Annotated in this window: 15 protein-coding genes and 1 tRNA gene; 11 read left to right on the top strand and 5 right to left on the bottom strand. The window is 59.3% G+C overall.

Annotated features, from left to right (window positions below; all coding sequences use genetic code 11):
- The coding region (locus AC2FLZ_RS20195) for an excalibur calcium-binding domain-containing protein (RefSeq protein ID WP_496882671.1) at positions 1–406 on the top strand (406 nt) is incomplete at its 5' end.
- Positions 407–421: 15 nt separating this feature from the next.
- Here AC2FLZ_RS20195 and AC2FLZ_RS20190 read toward each other — a convergent pair.
- Together AC2FLZ_RS20190 and AC2FLZ_RS20185 are read right to left on the bottom strand one after the other, a co-directional pair.
- Positions 422–1,129, bottom strand: coding sequence for an ORF6N domain-containing protein (locus tag AC2FLZ_RS20190; protein WP_496715003.1), 708 nt, complete (start codon positions 1,127–1,129; stop codon positions 422–424).
- Positions 1,130–1,239: 110 nt separating this feature from the next.
- Positions 1,240–2,031, bottom strand: coding sequence for a formate/nitrite transporter family protein (locus AC2FLZ_RS20185; RefSeq protein ID WP_496882670.1), 792 nt, complete (start codon positions 2,029–2,031; stop codon positions 1,240–1,242).
- A 257-nt stretch (positions 2,032–2,288) separates the two neighbouring features.
- Between AC2FLZ_RS20185 and AC2FLZ_RS20180 the strand changes: the two genes are divergently transcribed.
- The gene (locus AC2FLZ_RS20180) at positions 2,289–2,579 is read left to right on the top strand and encodes an antibiotic biosynthesis monooxygenase family protein (RefSeq protein WP_209507883.1); all 291 of its coding nucleotides are present in this window, start codon (positions 2,289–2,291) and stop codon (positions 2,577–2,579) included.
- Positions 2,580–2,832: 253 nt separating this feature from the next.
- On the opposite strand, the gene AC2FLZ_RS20175 is transcribed toward AC2FLZ_RS20180, so the two are convergent.
- Positions 2,833–3,729, bottom strand: coding sequence for a DUF5677 domain-containing protein (locus tag AC2FLZ_RS20175; protein WP_209507881.1), 897 nt, complete (start codon positions 3,727–3,729; stop codon positions 2,833–2,835).
- Positions 3,730–3,736: 7 nt separating this feature from the next.
- On the bottom strand, positions 3,737–5,923 hold the full coding sequence (gene uvrB, locus AC2FLZ_RS20170; RefSeq protein ID WP_496822055.1) for an excinuclease ABC subunit UvrB: 2,187 nt from the start codon (positions 5,921–5,923) through the stop codon (positions 3,737–3,739).
- A gap of 269 nt (positions 5,924–6,192) precedes the next feature.
- On the opposite strand from uvrB, the gene AC2FLZ_RS20165 reads away from it, so the two are divergent.
- The 3 genes from AC2FLZ_RS20165 to AC2FLZ_RS20155 all read left to right on the top strand — a co-directional run bounded on the left by AC2FLZ_RS20165 (position 6,193) and on the right by AC2FLZ_RS20155 (position 7,079).
- Positions 6,193–6,504 (top strand): ETC complex I subunit, encoded by a 312-nt coding sequence (locus tag AC2FLZ_RS20165; protein WP_480518575.1) that lies wholly within the window; start codon positions 6,193–6,195, stop codon positions 6,502–6,504.
- Positions 6,505–6,981 carry a GNAT family N-acetyltransferase gene (locus tag AC2FLZ_RS20160; RefSeq protein ID WP_480518577.1) on the top strand — a complete coding sequence of 159 codons (477 nt, stop codon included), beginning with the start codon at positions 6,505–6,507 and terminating at the stop codon, positions 6,979–6,981.
- Between the two features lie 21 nt (positions 6,982–7,002).
- A tRNA-Arg gene (locus AC2FLZ_RS20155) sits at positions 7,003–7,079 on the top strand.
- A gap of 164 nt (positions 7,080–7,243) precedes the next feature.
- Here AC2FLZ_RS20155 and AC2FLZ_RS20150 read toward each other — a convergent pair.
- Positions 7,244–7,513 carry a hypothetical protein gene (locus tag AC2FLZ_RS20150; RefSeq protein ID WP_480476954.1) on the bottom strand — a complete coding sequence of 90 codons (270 nt, stop codon included), beginning with the start codon at positions 7,511–7,513 and terminating at the stop codon, positions 7,244–7,246.
- Here AC2FLZ_RS20150 and iolG point away from each other — a divergent pair.
- The 6 genes from iolG to AC2FLZ_RS20120 form a co-directional block, all read left to right on the top strand.
- On the top strand, positions 7,466–8,479 hold the full coding sequence (iolG, locus tag AC2FLZ_RS20145) for an inositol 2-dehydrogenase (RefSeq protein WP_480554164.1): 1,014 nt from the start codon (positions 7,466–7,468) through the stop codon (positions 8,477–8,479). The two genes, AC2FLZ_RS20150 and iolG, sit on opposite strands and share 48 nt — an antisense overlap.
- Before the next feature lie 124 nt (positions 8,480–8,603).
- Entirely contained in the window at positions 8,604–9,524 is a 921-nt protein-coding gene (locus AC2FLZ_RS20140) for a sugar ABC transporter substrate-binding protein (RefSeq protein ID WP_267364100.1), read from the top strand.
- A gap of 68 nt (positions 9,525–9,592) precedes the next feature.
- On the top strand, positions 9,593–10,699 hold the full coding sequence (locus AC2FLZ_RS20135; RefSeq protein ID WP_480475272.1) for an ABC transporter permease: 1,107 nt from the start codon (positions 9,593–9,595) through the stop codon (positions 10,697–10,699).
- Position 10,700: 1 nt separating this feature from the next.
- Positions 10,701–11,522, top strand: a complete 822-nt coding sequence (locus AC2FLZ_RS20130; protein ID WP_496821537.1) for an ATP-binding cassette domain-containing protein — start codon at positions 10,701–10,703, stop codon at positions 11,520–11,522.
- 151 nt (positions 11,523–11,673) lie between these two features.
- Entirely contained in the window at positions 11,674–13,506 is a 1,833-nt protein-coding gene (gene iolD, locus AC2FLZ_RS20125) for a 3D-(3,5/4)-trihydroxycyclohexane-1,2-dione acylhydrolase (decyclizing) (protein ID WP_496882669.1), read from the top strand.
- The coding region (locus AC2FLZ_RS20120; protein WP_496882668.1) for an IolE/MocC family protein at positions 13,503–14,022 on the top strand (520 nt) is incomplete at its 3' end. The genes iolD and AC2FLZ_RS20120, both read left to right, overlap by 4 nt.

Raw genomic sequence — 14,022 nt, 5'->3', positions numbered from 1 at the left:
GGAAGCACCTGACCTGAACCCGCGCTCGGCCAAACGACACCAGCGCGCCGAGGCGGCGCGGCGGCAGGCGCTGTCCCCGCTGAGGATACTGGTCATGGTTCTGCTGCTGCCGCTGACGACCGCGCTGATTGCCACGGGCGTTTTTCTGCGCACCTCGGGCTATGAGCGGGACGAGGCGGTGATCCACCTGATCGCGCTGGCGGGATGTGATGCGACACAGGCCATGGGGATCGGTCCATTCCGCGCTGGGCAGCCGGGATATCATGAGCGCAACGACCCGGATGGTGACGGGGTGGCCTGCGGGTATGCCGAGCTGGAGCTGCCGCGCGCGACCACCGTGCAGGCGCAAGACCAGCTGAAGCCGCGCGAACGGTCGGTGGGAAGCGCCAAGTTCGTGCGCCCCTGAATTCGGGGGAAGGGTTTAGCCTTTCATCGCCTGTAGCAGTTCCAACAACCCTTTGCGGTCGTCGTCACTGGCATAATCGCCGGTGGCCAGCCGTTCGGCGATTCGCAGGCGCAGGCGTTCCTGTTGGGTGCGGACCTCTTCCCCGGCGGTTTCGGCCAGCGTCTTCATGATCACCGCCACGGCCTGTTGGCGTTTGGTGGTGGGGTTGGCGATGTAATCGACAAGGCTCTGCTGGCCGGAATCGAGGATGTTTTCAGCCAGTTCGCGCAGTTGGTCGCCATTGGGCAGCAGCGGGGCAGGGGCCTGTTCGGGGGGCAGGATTTCCGGCACGCTGCGCGGGGTCTCGGCCAGGGCGTTCGCGCCATCGACAAAGGCTTCGGTGATCATCCGCGTGATCTTGATCGCGCGCGGGTCCTTGAACAGGGCCGAGGCGATGGCCACGCCGTAATCGGTATAGACCCACGGATTGACCCGCCGCCCGCCGCGGCCTTTGGGTTTTGAAATCACATTCTGTGATTGCAAATCGGCAACCTCGGCATCGGAAAGCTGAAAGCGGTAGCCTTCGAACAGGTCGGTGTTGCGCGACACCGCCTGATTGAAGGCACTGACGGATTTTCCGTAGAACTGCGCCAGATCCTCGGCCAGCACCACACGGGTGCCGCGTACCCTGTGAATGGCACTTTGGACCTCATGCGCGCTGGGCAGGTTTTTCGGGTTCGTCATGGCAGCCGTTTGGAATCACAATTTGTGATTTCAAACGTGGAGGAGGGTGGGGCGGGGTGCAAGGGTGGAGTCTGGGGATCTCCCTGCCCTAAACCTGATAAACCGCGTGCTCAGCCGGGCGTATTGCGCAGATAGGCAAAGCGATAGGCAAGCGCGACGCCGCCTGCGCCGCCGACAATATTGCCGATCGTGACCCAGAACAGGTTGCCCATGGCCGCGCCCAAACCGAAATCGGCACCGGCAAGCGCGCCCTGCGGCAGCAGGTACATGTTGGCGACCGAATGTTCGAGCCCCAAGAGGACAAACGCCGCTATGGGCCAGAGTACCGCCATGATCTTGCCCGCCGCTGTTCTGGCCGCGAAGCTCAGCCAGACGGCAAGGCAGACCAACGCGTTGCACAGAACGCCGCGGGCAAACGCCTGGGTGGCAGAGAGGTCGGCCTTGCCATTTGCGATTGCTGATGCGGTGGCCCCCATGGGCCCGTCCAGCAAACCGGTTGCAGCGAAGGCCAGAGCCAGCGCGATAGACCCGACCAAGTTCCCAAGGTACACGAGGCCCCAGTTGCGCAGCAGGGCGCGCGGCGAGATTTTCCGATCCACCGCCGAGATGGTCATCAGGGCGTTTCCGGTGAACAGCTCGGCCCCGCCGACGATCACAAGGATCAGGCCCAGAGAAAACACGACGCCACCCAGGAACCGGGCCGGTCCAAACCCCGGGTCAACGCCGGTCATGACCATGGTGAAGGCGGCCCCGCCGAAGCCGATGAACACACCCGCAAGTATCGCCAGAGTCAGCGTCTGGCCGACCGTGAGATGTGCCTTGGCAACGCCAGCGGTTTCAACCAGCTCGGCGATCTGGGCGGGTTTGTAGGCGTCAATTCCGGTTGGATTCCGTGTTTGCATGGGACCCACTTTGCCGACGCATTCGTGGTGCGGCATTGATAGGGATCAAAGCATCCGTCGGTGCAAAAACAACCGCACTGGGGGCGAGGCTGCAACCCTGAAGGGACAGCCGCCCGGATGCAGTGCGGTGTATGGTTGAAAATCGGCGCAAATCGCCGGTATCAATGCGAGATTTCTGGCTGTCGTGCTAGGGTGCGCGCGGCGGGGCCGTTCCGGCCGTGTTACATGGCAATTTTGCCAGACGACGGAGGATAGTGATGTTTGCACGAATTACCCAATACAAAATGAAGCCCGGTACGCGCGAGGCGGCGACGGCGAAGATGAATGAATTGAAATCCGACATCATGGGTATGCCCGGCATGCACAGTTTTACCAATGTGATGAACGAGGATGGTTCGGGCTATGTGATCTCGGTTGTCGAAAGCGAAGCGACCTCGAACGCGAATGCGCCCAAAGTGGCCGAGCTGTGGGGCCATTTCGCTGAATTCATGGAAGGCCCGCCGACGCCGGTTGGGTACGACGTGATTGCCCATTGGGATAAGGGGTAACGGTTCGGGCGGGGATAGACCCGCCCTTTCTTTTAGTTGGAGAGAACAACGCTTTGGACCTCACACGCGCTGGGCAGGGTGTTCGCGTTCGTCATAGCAGCCGTTTGGAATCACAACTTGCGATTTAAAACGTGGAGGAGGGTGGAGCGAGGCGCAAATGCGGAGTGTGGGGTAGCGATTAGGATGGAGTAATAACCGATCATGCGTATTGTTTGCTTGGTAGTGACGGGTTGGAAATCCAACCTACACTTGCTTACGAATTCTGGACCAAGAAGTTCTCGTGGAAGCCGCTTAACGTTTTAACTCGCTCAATAAAGCTGTTGAACAGATCCACCAAAACAGGACGTTCTTGATACAATCCCAAAAAACAAATGAACTCCGAAACAGCGGCAACAGAGTGAATTGCATTTACTTCCAAGAATTGAGGCCGGGGAATTTTAAAGCTTGTCTTGGCAACAAAACGGTCCCCTTTAGGTTCAAGATGATGTTGGTACAAATCCCCCCAGTTTCCGTGGACTATCTGTGAGCCTCCGCCGAAAACCGCATCATAAGCCTGACCAAAGCCGATAGCTTTCGCTCTTTTGTAAAGGCTACTGTTTTGCCAATCCCTCATTCGATTTGCGGGCAAGTCTTTTTTCTCTAGCTGAGACATTCGAAACGTTCTTTCAATTGAGCGACGCATACGGTCTTCAATCGGCAGCGAATTCCCGTCCCGTTCTGCCACGTTTTTGTCGATGGTGTCTAAAAGCTTACCTTCGTGTTGCAGCGAGTAGGCTACAAAATTATCAAAGTTCGCCTGCTCTGGATTTCTCATCAAAAATATGGAGTTAACCGTTGTCTCGAAATGCAATCTTGAAAGGATGAATGCAGTCTCAAGCCGGTGCTTGCAAGTTTGATCCAGTATGGCATCAATTAGCTTGTAGAGCCGTACCAAGCTTCCGCCGATTATTGCCTCGTTTCTCGTCCAGCCATCTTGACCACTTGGGTAAATTGATGCCGCTGTTATTAAGTAGCTTCCCGCTTCAATCAGCAGGTCAACGCACACACCAACGAATTCGCTCTCCGAATCGAAAGCTAAGATTTTCTCTTCTAGAATTTCGGTTGGTTTTATTTCGGCAAAGTGCGCTAGGATTTCTTCATTAATAGGCAATGTTACTTTACCTCTTCCGCCTCTTCACATTCCCGCCCCGCTGCCCCGGCCGTCCAGCCGTTGACCGTCCGCGCGATTTAACCGCGTCCTCCGAGGCTTTATCCACCGCCCATTGGCGGGCCATGGGGTCGTCGGCGATGGCCAGATCGACCGCTTCCAGGCGTTTGATTTCATCCCGGATGTTGGCGGCCTCTTCGAATTCCAGGTTCTCGGCGGCTTTGCGCATCTGGTCGCGCAGCCCGTTCAGGTGCGCCTCGAGGTTGGCGCCGTGCATTGGTTTGTCGATGGTGGCGGTGACGCGGTTCATGTCCACGTCGCCCTCATACAGCCCGGCCAGAACATCCTCGACATTCTTTTTCACGGTCGCGGGCGTGATACCGTGTTCCTCGTTATAGGCCATCTGCTTGGCGCGGCGGCGGTCGGTTTCGGCCAGCGCGCGTTCCATCGAACCGGTGATCTTGTCGGCATACATGATCACCCGGCCCTCGGCGTTGCGCGCGGCGCGGCCGATGGTCTGAACCAGCGAGGTCTCGGACCGCAAAAAGCCTTCCTTGTCGGCGTCCAGAATGGCGACCAGCCCGCATTCGGGGATGTCGAGCCCTTCACGCAGCAGGTTGATGCCGACCAGCACGTCGAAGGCGCCCAGACGCAGGTCGCGCAGAATCTCGATCCGTTCCAGCGTGTCGATATCGGAATGCATGTAGCGGACCTTGATGCCCTGTTCGTGCAGGTATTCGGTCAGGTCCTCGGCCATGCGTTTGGTCAGCGTCGTGACCAATGTGCGATAGCCATCGGCGGCGACCTTTCGCACCTCGTCCAGCAGGTCGTCGACCTGCATCGACACGGGGCGGATTTCGACCTGCGGGTCCAGCAGGCCGGTGGGGCGGATCACCTGTTCGGTGAAGACGCCGCCTGTCTGGTCCAGCTCCCACGCGGCGGGGGTGGCCGAGACGAAGACGGATTGCGGGCGCATGGCATCCCATTCCTCGAACTTCAAAGGCCGGTTGTCCATGCAGGACGGCAGGCGGAATCCGTGTTCGGCCAGCGTGAACTTGCGCCGATAGTCGCCCCGGTACATGCCGCCGATCTGCGGCACGCTGACATGGGATTCGTCGGCAAAGACGATGGCGTTGTCGGGGATGAATTCGAACAGGGTTGGTGGCGGTTCGCCCGGAGCGCGGCCGGTCAGATAGCGCGAATAGTTCTCGATCCCGTTGCAGACGCCGGTGGCCTCGAGCATTTCCAGATCGAAATTGGTGCGCTGTTCCAGCCGCTGCGCCTCGAGCAGTTTGCCTTCGCCGACCAGCTGGTCGAGGCGCGTCCGCAGTTCTTTTTTGATCCCGATGATGGCCTGCTGCATCGTCGGTTTCGGCGTCACGTAGTGGGAGTTCGCATAGACCCGGATATGGTCCATCGTGTCGGTTTTTTCGCCGGTCAGCGGGTCGAATTCGGTGACCTGTTCCAGTTCCTCGCCGAAGAAGGACAGCTTCCAGGCGCGGTCTTCGAGGTGGGCGGGCCAGATTTCCAAGCTGTCGCCCCGCACCCGGAACGAGCCGCGCTGAAACCCCTGATCGTTGCGACGGTATTGCTGGGCCACCAGATCGGCCATCACCTGCCGCTGGTCGTATTCGTGACCGACCTTCAGATCCTGCGTCATCGCCCCGTAGGTTTCGACCGAGCCGATACCGTAGATGCAGCTGACCGAGGCGACGATGATCACGTCATCGCGTTCCAGCAACGCCCGCGTGGCCGAGTGGCGCATCCGGTCGATCTGTTCGTTGATCTGGGATTCTTTTTCTATGTAGGTGTCAGAGCGCGGCACATAGGCTTCGGGTTGGTAATAGTCGTAATAGGACACGAAATATTCCACCGAGTTTTCGGGGAAGAAGCCCTTGAATTCACCGTATAGCTGCGCGGCGAGCGTTTTGTTGGGGGCCAGGATGATGGCGGGGCGCTGGGTTTCCTCGATCACCTTGGCCATGGTGAAGGTCTTGCCCGTTCCGGTCGCGCCCAGCAGCACCTGATCGCGTTCCCCGTCCAGCACGCCGCCCGCCAATTCCTTGATCGCCGTGGGCTGATCGCCCGCCGGATTGAATTCGGTATGCATCACGAATTGCCTGCCGCCTTCCAGTTTCAGGCGGGCGCGCACGTCTTCGGCGGTCAATTGGGTCTTGTCGGAATGGGCGTATGGCATAGGCAGGCTCCGGGCGTCAGGCCCTTACATTTGTTCTTATTTTGTCCAACTGCAAGGGCCGATCCGAATTCATTGCGCGCAATGCGGTCTGAGACTGTGCGGGGGTGAGATGGTGTAATGTTCTTGCGTTTGTTTGGCGCGATCCTATCCCAGCCTGATGACAGTTTCTGGCATGAGTTCGCGGGCGAGGGCCGCGACAATTGCAATCTTGCCCCCGGGCGCGCTCTGACGCATAAACGGGCTCAGCCAAGTGAGTACGGAGAGGCGACATGCGCGCACGGATTTACCAGCCCGCAAGAAATGCGATGACCTCGGGGATGGCCAAGACCCGCAAATGGGTTCTGGAATACGCCCCGGCCTCGGCGCGCGAGGTTGATCCGCTGATGGGCTGGACGTCGTCCAGCGACACGCAGGCTCAGGTGCGCCTGAAGTTCGACACGAGGGAAGAGGCGCTGGATTATGCCAAGGCCCACGGTATCGATGCTGAGGTCAGCGAGCCGCACAAGCGCAAACCCAATCTGCGTGCGCGGGGCTATGGCGAGAATTTCGCAACCGACCGGCGTGCCCCCTGGACGCACTGAATGATCGAAATCCGCGAGGCTGACCCGACATCGGACGTATTACGCCCGATTGTCGAGGCGCATTTTGCCCATGGCGAAACTGCGGGACCTGCGGAAAGCAACCACACGATGGACGCCGAAGCATTGGCTGGCCCGGGGGTGCGATTCTGGGCCATTTTTGACGGACAGCAGCCATTGGGATGCGGTGCGCTGAAAGCGCTGCCCGATGGAACCGCCGAAGTGAAATCGGTGCATATTCTGGCGCAGGCAAGAGGGCGCGGGCTGGCGCACGTGCTGATGACGCATCTGGCTGAACAGGCTGGCGCAGAGGGGTGCGAGGCTTTGGTTCTTGAGACCGGGGCGAGCCATCTTCGCGAATATGATGCCGCCCGCAAGCTGTATGAGTCGCTGGGCTATTCCTATTGCGGGCCAATCTTTGGGTATGTTGACGATCCCAACAGCGCATTCATGCGCTTGCCTCTTGAACCCCGCGGGTAAAAACCGCAAGAAGGGCGCAGCGGTCCCTTAGCTCAACTGGATAGAGCAGCTGACTTCTAATCAGCAGGTTGAGGGTTCGAGTCCTTCAGGGATCGCCATTGTCAAACCAGATCAATACCGGACATGCGCCTGCTTTGGTCGGCGCGATGTGATCTTGTGGCTGTTTGGTGTGGTATGAGGGGCTGGACGAGGGGGTCATGCCAGCCCCTCTAAGGGGTCACAGAGTGGTAGTATGTGTTCCTTAAGTACAATCTAACGTGATTCACCGGGCGGCGATATTGGGGGATTCCCGTAGGCTGGCATTTGCGCGGAAAATGCGTGTCGGGCGGGGTAATCCTGTTGAGATCAGACCGGGTTTTTGCGCGGTATTCGCGTTGAGGCTGCGGGAGCCGCTGGCAAAACCGGGGGCGATGCAAAAAATATATTGCAACCGGTTGCAAAGAAAATCATTGTTACGCACAACAACAAGATTCGGGAGAGCTGCATGTTGAGGGTCGGATTGCTGGGTGCCGGGCGTATTGGGCGTGTTCATGCGCAGGCCATATCTTCCCATCCGGGGAGCAGGTTGTGTGCCGTATCCGATGCGCTGCCCGAAGCGGCAGCCAGCCTGGCGCGTGAATATGGGGCCGAGGCACGCAGTTCAGAAGAAATAATCGCTGATCCCGAGATTGACGCGGTTCTGATTGCAACGCCGACGGATACGCATTCCGACCTGATCGAGGCGGCCACGGGCGCTGGCAAAGCCGTTCTGTGCGAAAAGCCCGTCGATCTGAGCCTTCAGAGGGCGCAAGACTGTCTGACAGCCGTCGCGGGGCGCGGCAAACCTGTCATGATCGGGTTTAACCGGCGGTTCGATCCTAATTTTGCAGCTTTGAAGGCCGGTTTGGACGCAGGTGAAATCGGCAAGGCCGAACTGTTGTCGATCACGTCATTTGACCCGGCACCGCCTCCGGTCAGCTATGTAAAAGTGTCCGGAGGACTGTTTCGGGACATGATGATCCACGATTTTGACATGGCGAACTTTCTGATGGGGGATGTGCCTCAGACCGTCACGGCGGTGGGATCGTCGCTTGTGGATGCGGAGATCGGCGCGGCAGGCGATGTGGATACGGCTGTGGTCACAATGACTTACGCAGACGGCCGGATTGCGGTCATCAAGAACTCGCGCCGGGCGGCCTATGGCTATGATCAGCGGGTCGAGGTGCTGGGTTCGGAAGGGTTGTTGCAGGCGCATAACATGCTGGAAAACACCGTCGTGAAATCGACGGCAGATGGCGTTGTGGGCGCAAAGCCGACTTATTTCTTTCTGGAACGCTACATGCCGGCCTATCGCGTGGAATGGGCCGCATTTGTTGATGCCGTCAGCGGCGGTTCCAACGTTCCCGTCACGTTGCAGGATGGTGTGGCGGCGCTGGCGATGGCCGAGGCCGCGACCCTGTCAGCGCAGACGGGAAAGCCCGTCCGGATGGAGGAAATTTTGAAACCGGTTGCAAAATGACCAAAATTCTTCAAACTAACGACAGCTCGGCCCTGCGCCGCAGCCACTGAGATTCGGCACAGCCGGATGATTGGGGCCGGTACCCCAACAGAAGATCAGACTGAACCAATGGGAGGAAACTGAAATGAAGAAATTCGTTAAAGGTGCACTTGCCGCGGGGGCACTGGCCCTGGCTACACCCGCTCTTGCGCAGGACATCGTGGTCGTATCGCATGGCCAGGCCAATGACGCATTCTGGAACGTCGTGAAGAACGGTGTTGAACAGGCTGGCAAGGATGTCGGTGTGAATGTGGAATACCGCGCACCGGAAACCTTCGACATGGTGGCCATGTCGCAGCTGATCGACGCTGCGGTGAACCAGGAACCTGATGGCCTGATCGTTTCGATCCCGGATGCGGATGCGCTTGGCCCGTCAATCGAACGTGCCGTTGCCGCAGGCATCCCGGTGATCTCGATCAACTCGGGGTCGGATGTGTCGAAACAGCTGGGTGCGTTGCTGCACGTGGGTCAGGACGAGTTTGACGCCGGGAAAGCTGCGGGTGAACAACTGGCTTCGATGGGGGGCAAAACCGCGATCTGTGTGAACCACGAAGTGGGCAACGTTGCGCTGGACCTGCGTTGCGCAGGTTTCGCGGAAGGCTTTGGCGGTAATGTCGAAGTTCTGCCGACCTCGAACGATCCGTCGGAAATCGAGTCGAAGGTCTCGGCTGCTCTTGCTGCTAACGAAGCCGTCGATACGGTTATGGCGCTGGGTGCAAGCTCGGCCGGTGAGCCGACTGTTGCCGCTGTCAAAGCGTCGGGCCGTGATGTGAACGTTGCATCCTTCGACCTGTCGGCCAACTTCCTGCAATCGATTGCGGATGGCGACGCGGCCTTTGCCATTGACCAGCAGCAGTATCTGCAAGGGTACCTGTCGGTGAACTTCATGGGCCTGCACGCCAAATACGGCCTGATGCCCGGTGGCAACGTTCCTTCGGGTCCGAACCTGATCACTCAGGACAAGGCCGCGCAGGTGATCGAGCTGTCCGCGCAGGGCATCCGCTGATCCATACCGCAACCTGAACTAAACGGGGCGGCGCGGTGGCGCCGCTCCCACCCAAGTGGGAGGAAACGATGAGTGACTCAGCGCAAATCGCCGGGGACGAAAGGGTCAAGAAAGAACCTTTCATGACCAAGCTCATGAAACGGCCCGAACTCGGTGCGATGGCCGGTGTCGTTCTGGTGGTCATCTTCTTTGCCATCACAGCAGACGATTCGATGTTTACCCTGGCCGGGGTCATGAATTTCATGACACCTGCGGCACAGCTGGGCATTCTAGCAATCGGTGCGGCCCTTCTGATGATCGGTGGTGAGTTTGATCTGTCCATCGGATCGATGGTGGCGTTTGCGGGCCTGTTCTTCGGCGTCTGCGTGGTGACATGGCATCTGCCACTGATCATTGCGATCCCCATGACATTTGTATTCGCGGCATTCGTCGGAGCAGTGAACGGCAATATCGTCATAAGATCTGGCCTGCCGTCCTTTATCGTGACGCTGGCTTTCCTGTTCATTCTGCGTGGCTTGTCCCTTGTTGGCCTCAAAGCGGCGACCGGAGGGTCGACCCAGTTGCGCGGTGTGCGTGACGTAGTTGAAAACGACTGGCTGGCGCCGTTCTTTTCGGGCGAAGCCTTTGGCAGCCTGTTTGCCTGGCTGGCGGCCAATGGCATGATTGACACCTTCAAAAGCGGAGCACCCAAGGTGCCCGGCGTTCCGGTCGAAATCCTGTGGTTCATCGTGCTGGCATTGGCCGCCACCTATGTGTTGCTGCGAACCCCGGCGGGGAACTGGATTTTCGCGGCGGGCGGTGACAGCACTGCGGCATCGAATTCCGGTGTTCCCGTGAGCAAGATCAAGGTGTCTCTGTTCATGCTGACCGCCTGTTGCGCTGCATTGGTGGCCATCATTACGGTGATCGACGCGGGCTCGACCGACGCACGGCGTGGTTTCCAGAAAGAATTCGAGGCGATCATCGCTGCCGTGATCGGGGGCTGTTTGCTGACGGGCGGATATGGCTCGGCCATCGGGGCGTTCTTTGGTTCGATCATCTTTGGCATGGTTGTCATCGGACTGACCTATACGGATTTCGATCAGGACTGGTTCCAGGTGTTCCTGGGCGCGATGCTGCTGATTGCCGTTCTGTTCAACAACGCGATCCGCAAACGCGTAACCGGGGAGCGCTGATATGACCGAAGATACCAAGTTCCACCATGGCGATGCGGCAGGCGATCAGGCCCCCATCTTGGAAATGAAGGATATCGAGAAGCACTTTGGCAACATCATCGCATTGGCGGGCGTCAGTTTTGACGTCAAACCGGGTGAATGCCACTGCCTGCTGGGCGATAACGGCGCGGGCAAGTCGACCTTCATCAAGACCATGTCCGGGGTACATAAACCCACCAAGGGCGAGATCTTTTTCGAGGGCAAGCCGTTGCATTTCGACACTCCGCGGGATGCGATGGAGGCAGGCATTGCGACCGTGTTCCAGGATCTGGCGATGATCCCGCTGATGAGCGTCACGCGCAACTTTTTCATGGGGCGCGAGCCGACCAAGGGTAAGGGTCTGCTGAAACGGTTCGATGTTGAACACGCGAATGAGGTCTGCATGGAAGAGATGCGCAAGATGGGCATCAACCTGCGCGGGCCGGATCAGGCGGTTGGCACCCTGTCTGGGGGGGAACGGCAGACCGTTGCCATTGCCCGCGCCGTGTATTTTGGTGCCAAGATCCTGATCTTGGACGAGCCGACCTCGGCCCTTGGTGTGCGCCAGACTTCGAACGTTCTGGCCACCATCGACAAGGTGCGCAGTCAGGGCGTCGGCGTGGTTTTCATCAGCCACAACGTGCGTCACGCGCTGGCGGTGGGTGACAGGTTTACCGTTTTGAACCGGGGCAAGACGCTGGGCACAGCAACGCGGGGCGAGATCACGCCAGAGCAGTTGCAGGACCTGATGGCAGGCGGTCAGGAAATGGCCGAGCTAGAAGGATCGCTGGGCGGTACGGTTTAAAGTACAGAACTTGGATGCCCCAATGGGGCATCCATCGGGCGGTGGCAAGTGACGCCACTCTGTTTTCAGGCTTTGATACAAAAGCTGGCACCTTCGCAAATGAGAAAACCCGCAGGCCGCCAAAGGCGGAGCTGAGTTGAAAGGGATCATGATGAGCAAGACAGTCCGACTGACCGCGGCGCAGGCTCTGGTGCGCTATCTGGGCGCGCAGATGAACGAGGCCGGAGAGCCCTTTATCGCAGGTGTCTGGGCGATCTTCGGCCATGGCAACGTGGCCGGTCTGGGCGAGGCGTTGCACGGTGTGAAAGACAGCCTGCCCACCTATCGCGGTCATAATGAGCAGACCATGGCGCATTGCGCGATTGCCTATGCCAAGCAGTTGGGGCGCAGGCGGGCGATGGCGGTCACTTCGTCCATCGGGCCGGGGGCCACCAACATGGTCACCGCTGCTGCTCTGGCCCATGTGAACCGCCTGCCGGTTTTGTTGCTGCCCGGTGACGTGTTCGCCACGCGTGGTCCCGACCCGGTTTTGCAGCAACCCGAAGTGTTTTCGGACGGAACCATCAGCGCGAATGACTGTTTCAGACCGGTCAGCCGCTATTTCGACCGCATCACCCGGCCGGAGCACCTGTTGACGGCGCTGCCGCGCGCCTTCCGCACGATGACGGACCCGGCGGATTGCGGTCCGGTGACGCTGGCCTTTTGTCAGGATGTGCAGGCCGAGGCTTATGACTATCCCGAAAGCTTTTTTGAGCCGCGCGTCTGGTATCAGCGCCGAATTCGTCCGGATGAGGGTGAACTGACACGGGCCGTGGCCGCGATTAAGGCAGCCAAGCGCCCTGTAATCGTGGCCGGGGGCGGTGTGCATTATTCGGACGCGACCGCCGCTTTGCAGCGCTTTGCCGAGGCGCACAATGTGCCGGTGGCCGAGACGCAGGCAGGTAAATCCGCGCTGGTCTGGGATCATCCGCTGAACCTTGGTCCGATTGGCGTCACCGGCGGTGAGCCTGCCAACGATATCTGCGCCGAGGCGGATCTTGTGCTGGGCGTCGGCACCCGTTTTCAGGATTTCACCACCGGGTCTTGGGGATTGTTCGCGAACCCCGAGCGGGAATTGATCAGCCTGAACACCGCCGCCTATGACGCGGCAAAGCACGGCGCGATGCCGCTGCAGGCTGACGCCCGCGTTGGGCTGGGTGAACTGAGCGACGCGTTGGGCGGTTACCGCGCGCCTGATATGCCTGCAACGCTGAAGTCGGAATGGTTTGCCAAGGTCGACGCATTGACCGACGCGCCCGCAGACACCAATGCGCTGCCCACGGATATGCAGGTGATTGGTGCCGTGCAGCGGGCGGCCAATGAAAACACCGTTGCTATGTGTGCCGCGGGCACGATGCCGGGTGAGTTGCACAAGCTGTGGAAGGCACCGCGCTCCGGTGCCTATCATATGGAATATGGCTTCAGCTGCATGGGGTATGAGATCGCCGGTGCGATGGGCATCAAGATGGCCCAGCCCGACCGCGACGTGATCTGCTTTACCGGCGACGGTACTTACATGATGGCGAACTCGGAAATGGCGACGGCGGCGATGATGGGGATTTCGTTCACCGTTGTGGTCACCGACAATCGCGGCTTTGGCTGCATCAACCGTTTGCAGATGGGAACCGGCGGGGCCGAGTTTAACAACCTGCTGGATCACGCAATCGGCGGCGAAAATTCGGTGATCGACTTTGCCAAACATGCCGAAGCAATGGGGGCGACCGCGCTCAAGGTCAGCTCGATCACCGAGCTTGAGGAGGCACTGGCCAAGCGAAGTGACATCAAAGGCCCCTATGTGGTGGTGATCGACACCGATCCCTACCCATCGACCGAATATGGCGGAACGTGGTGGGAAGTGGCGGTGCCCGAGGTCAGCATCCGTCCGGAAGTAAACGAAAAACGTGCGGCCTATGAGGTCGCCATCAAGGAAAGAAACACGAAATGAGCGTGAAGATCGGTATCTCTCCGATTGCCTGGCAGAATGACGATCTGCCGGACCTGACCGCAGCCTACACGATGGAGCAGGCGCTGAAAGAAGCGCGCGAGATCGGCTATACCGGTGTTGAACGGGGCCAGCGGATGCCCGGCGACACCGAAGGGTTGCGCGCCTATCTGGACGCAAACGACATCGCGCTGTGTGGCGGTTGGTGTTCGGGCAGTACTCTGGTCAATGACCTTGAGGCCGAGGTCGCCATCGTGCGCGAGCAGGTGGAACAATTTGTTGCGCTGAACAGCCCCTGCATCGTTTACGCCGAGTGTTCAAATACCGTTCAGGGGCAGATCGGAACGCCGGTCAATGACCGCCCGAAGCTGTCCAAAGACGAGGTTCTGGCCTATGCGGGCAAGCTGACCGAGCTTGCCAAATGGATGGCAGATCAGGGTATGCCGGTGGCCTATCACCATCATATGGGCACGATCATCGAAAGCGAAGAGGATGTGAACTGGCTGATGCAAGGTTCAG

This window comes from Ruegeria sp. YKSF131, from assembly GCF_059612645.1.
The sequence above is the reverse complement of the archived record's forward strand: the minus strand, read 5'-3'. Positions and strand labels throughout refer to the sequence as shown.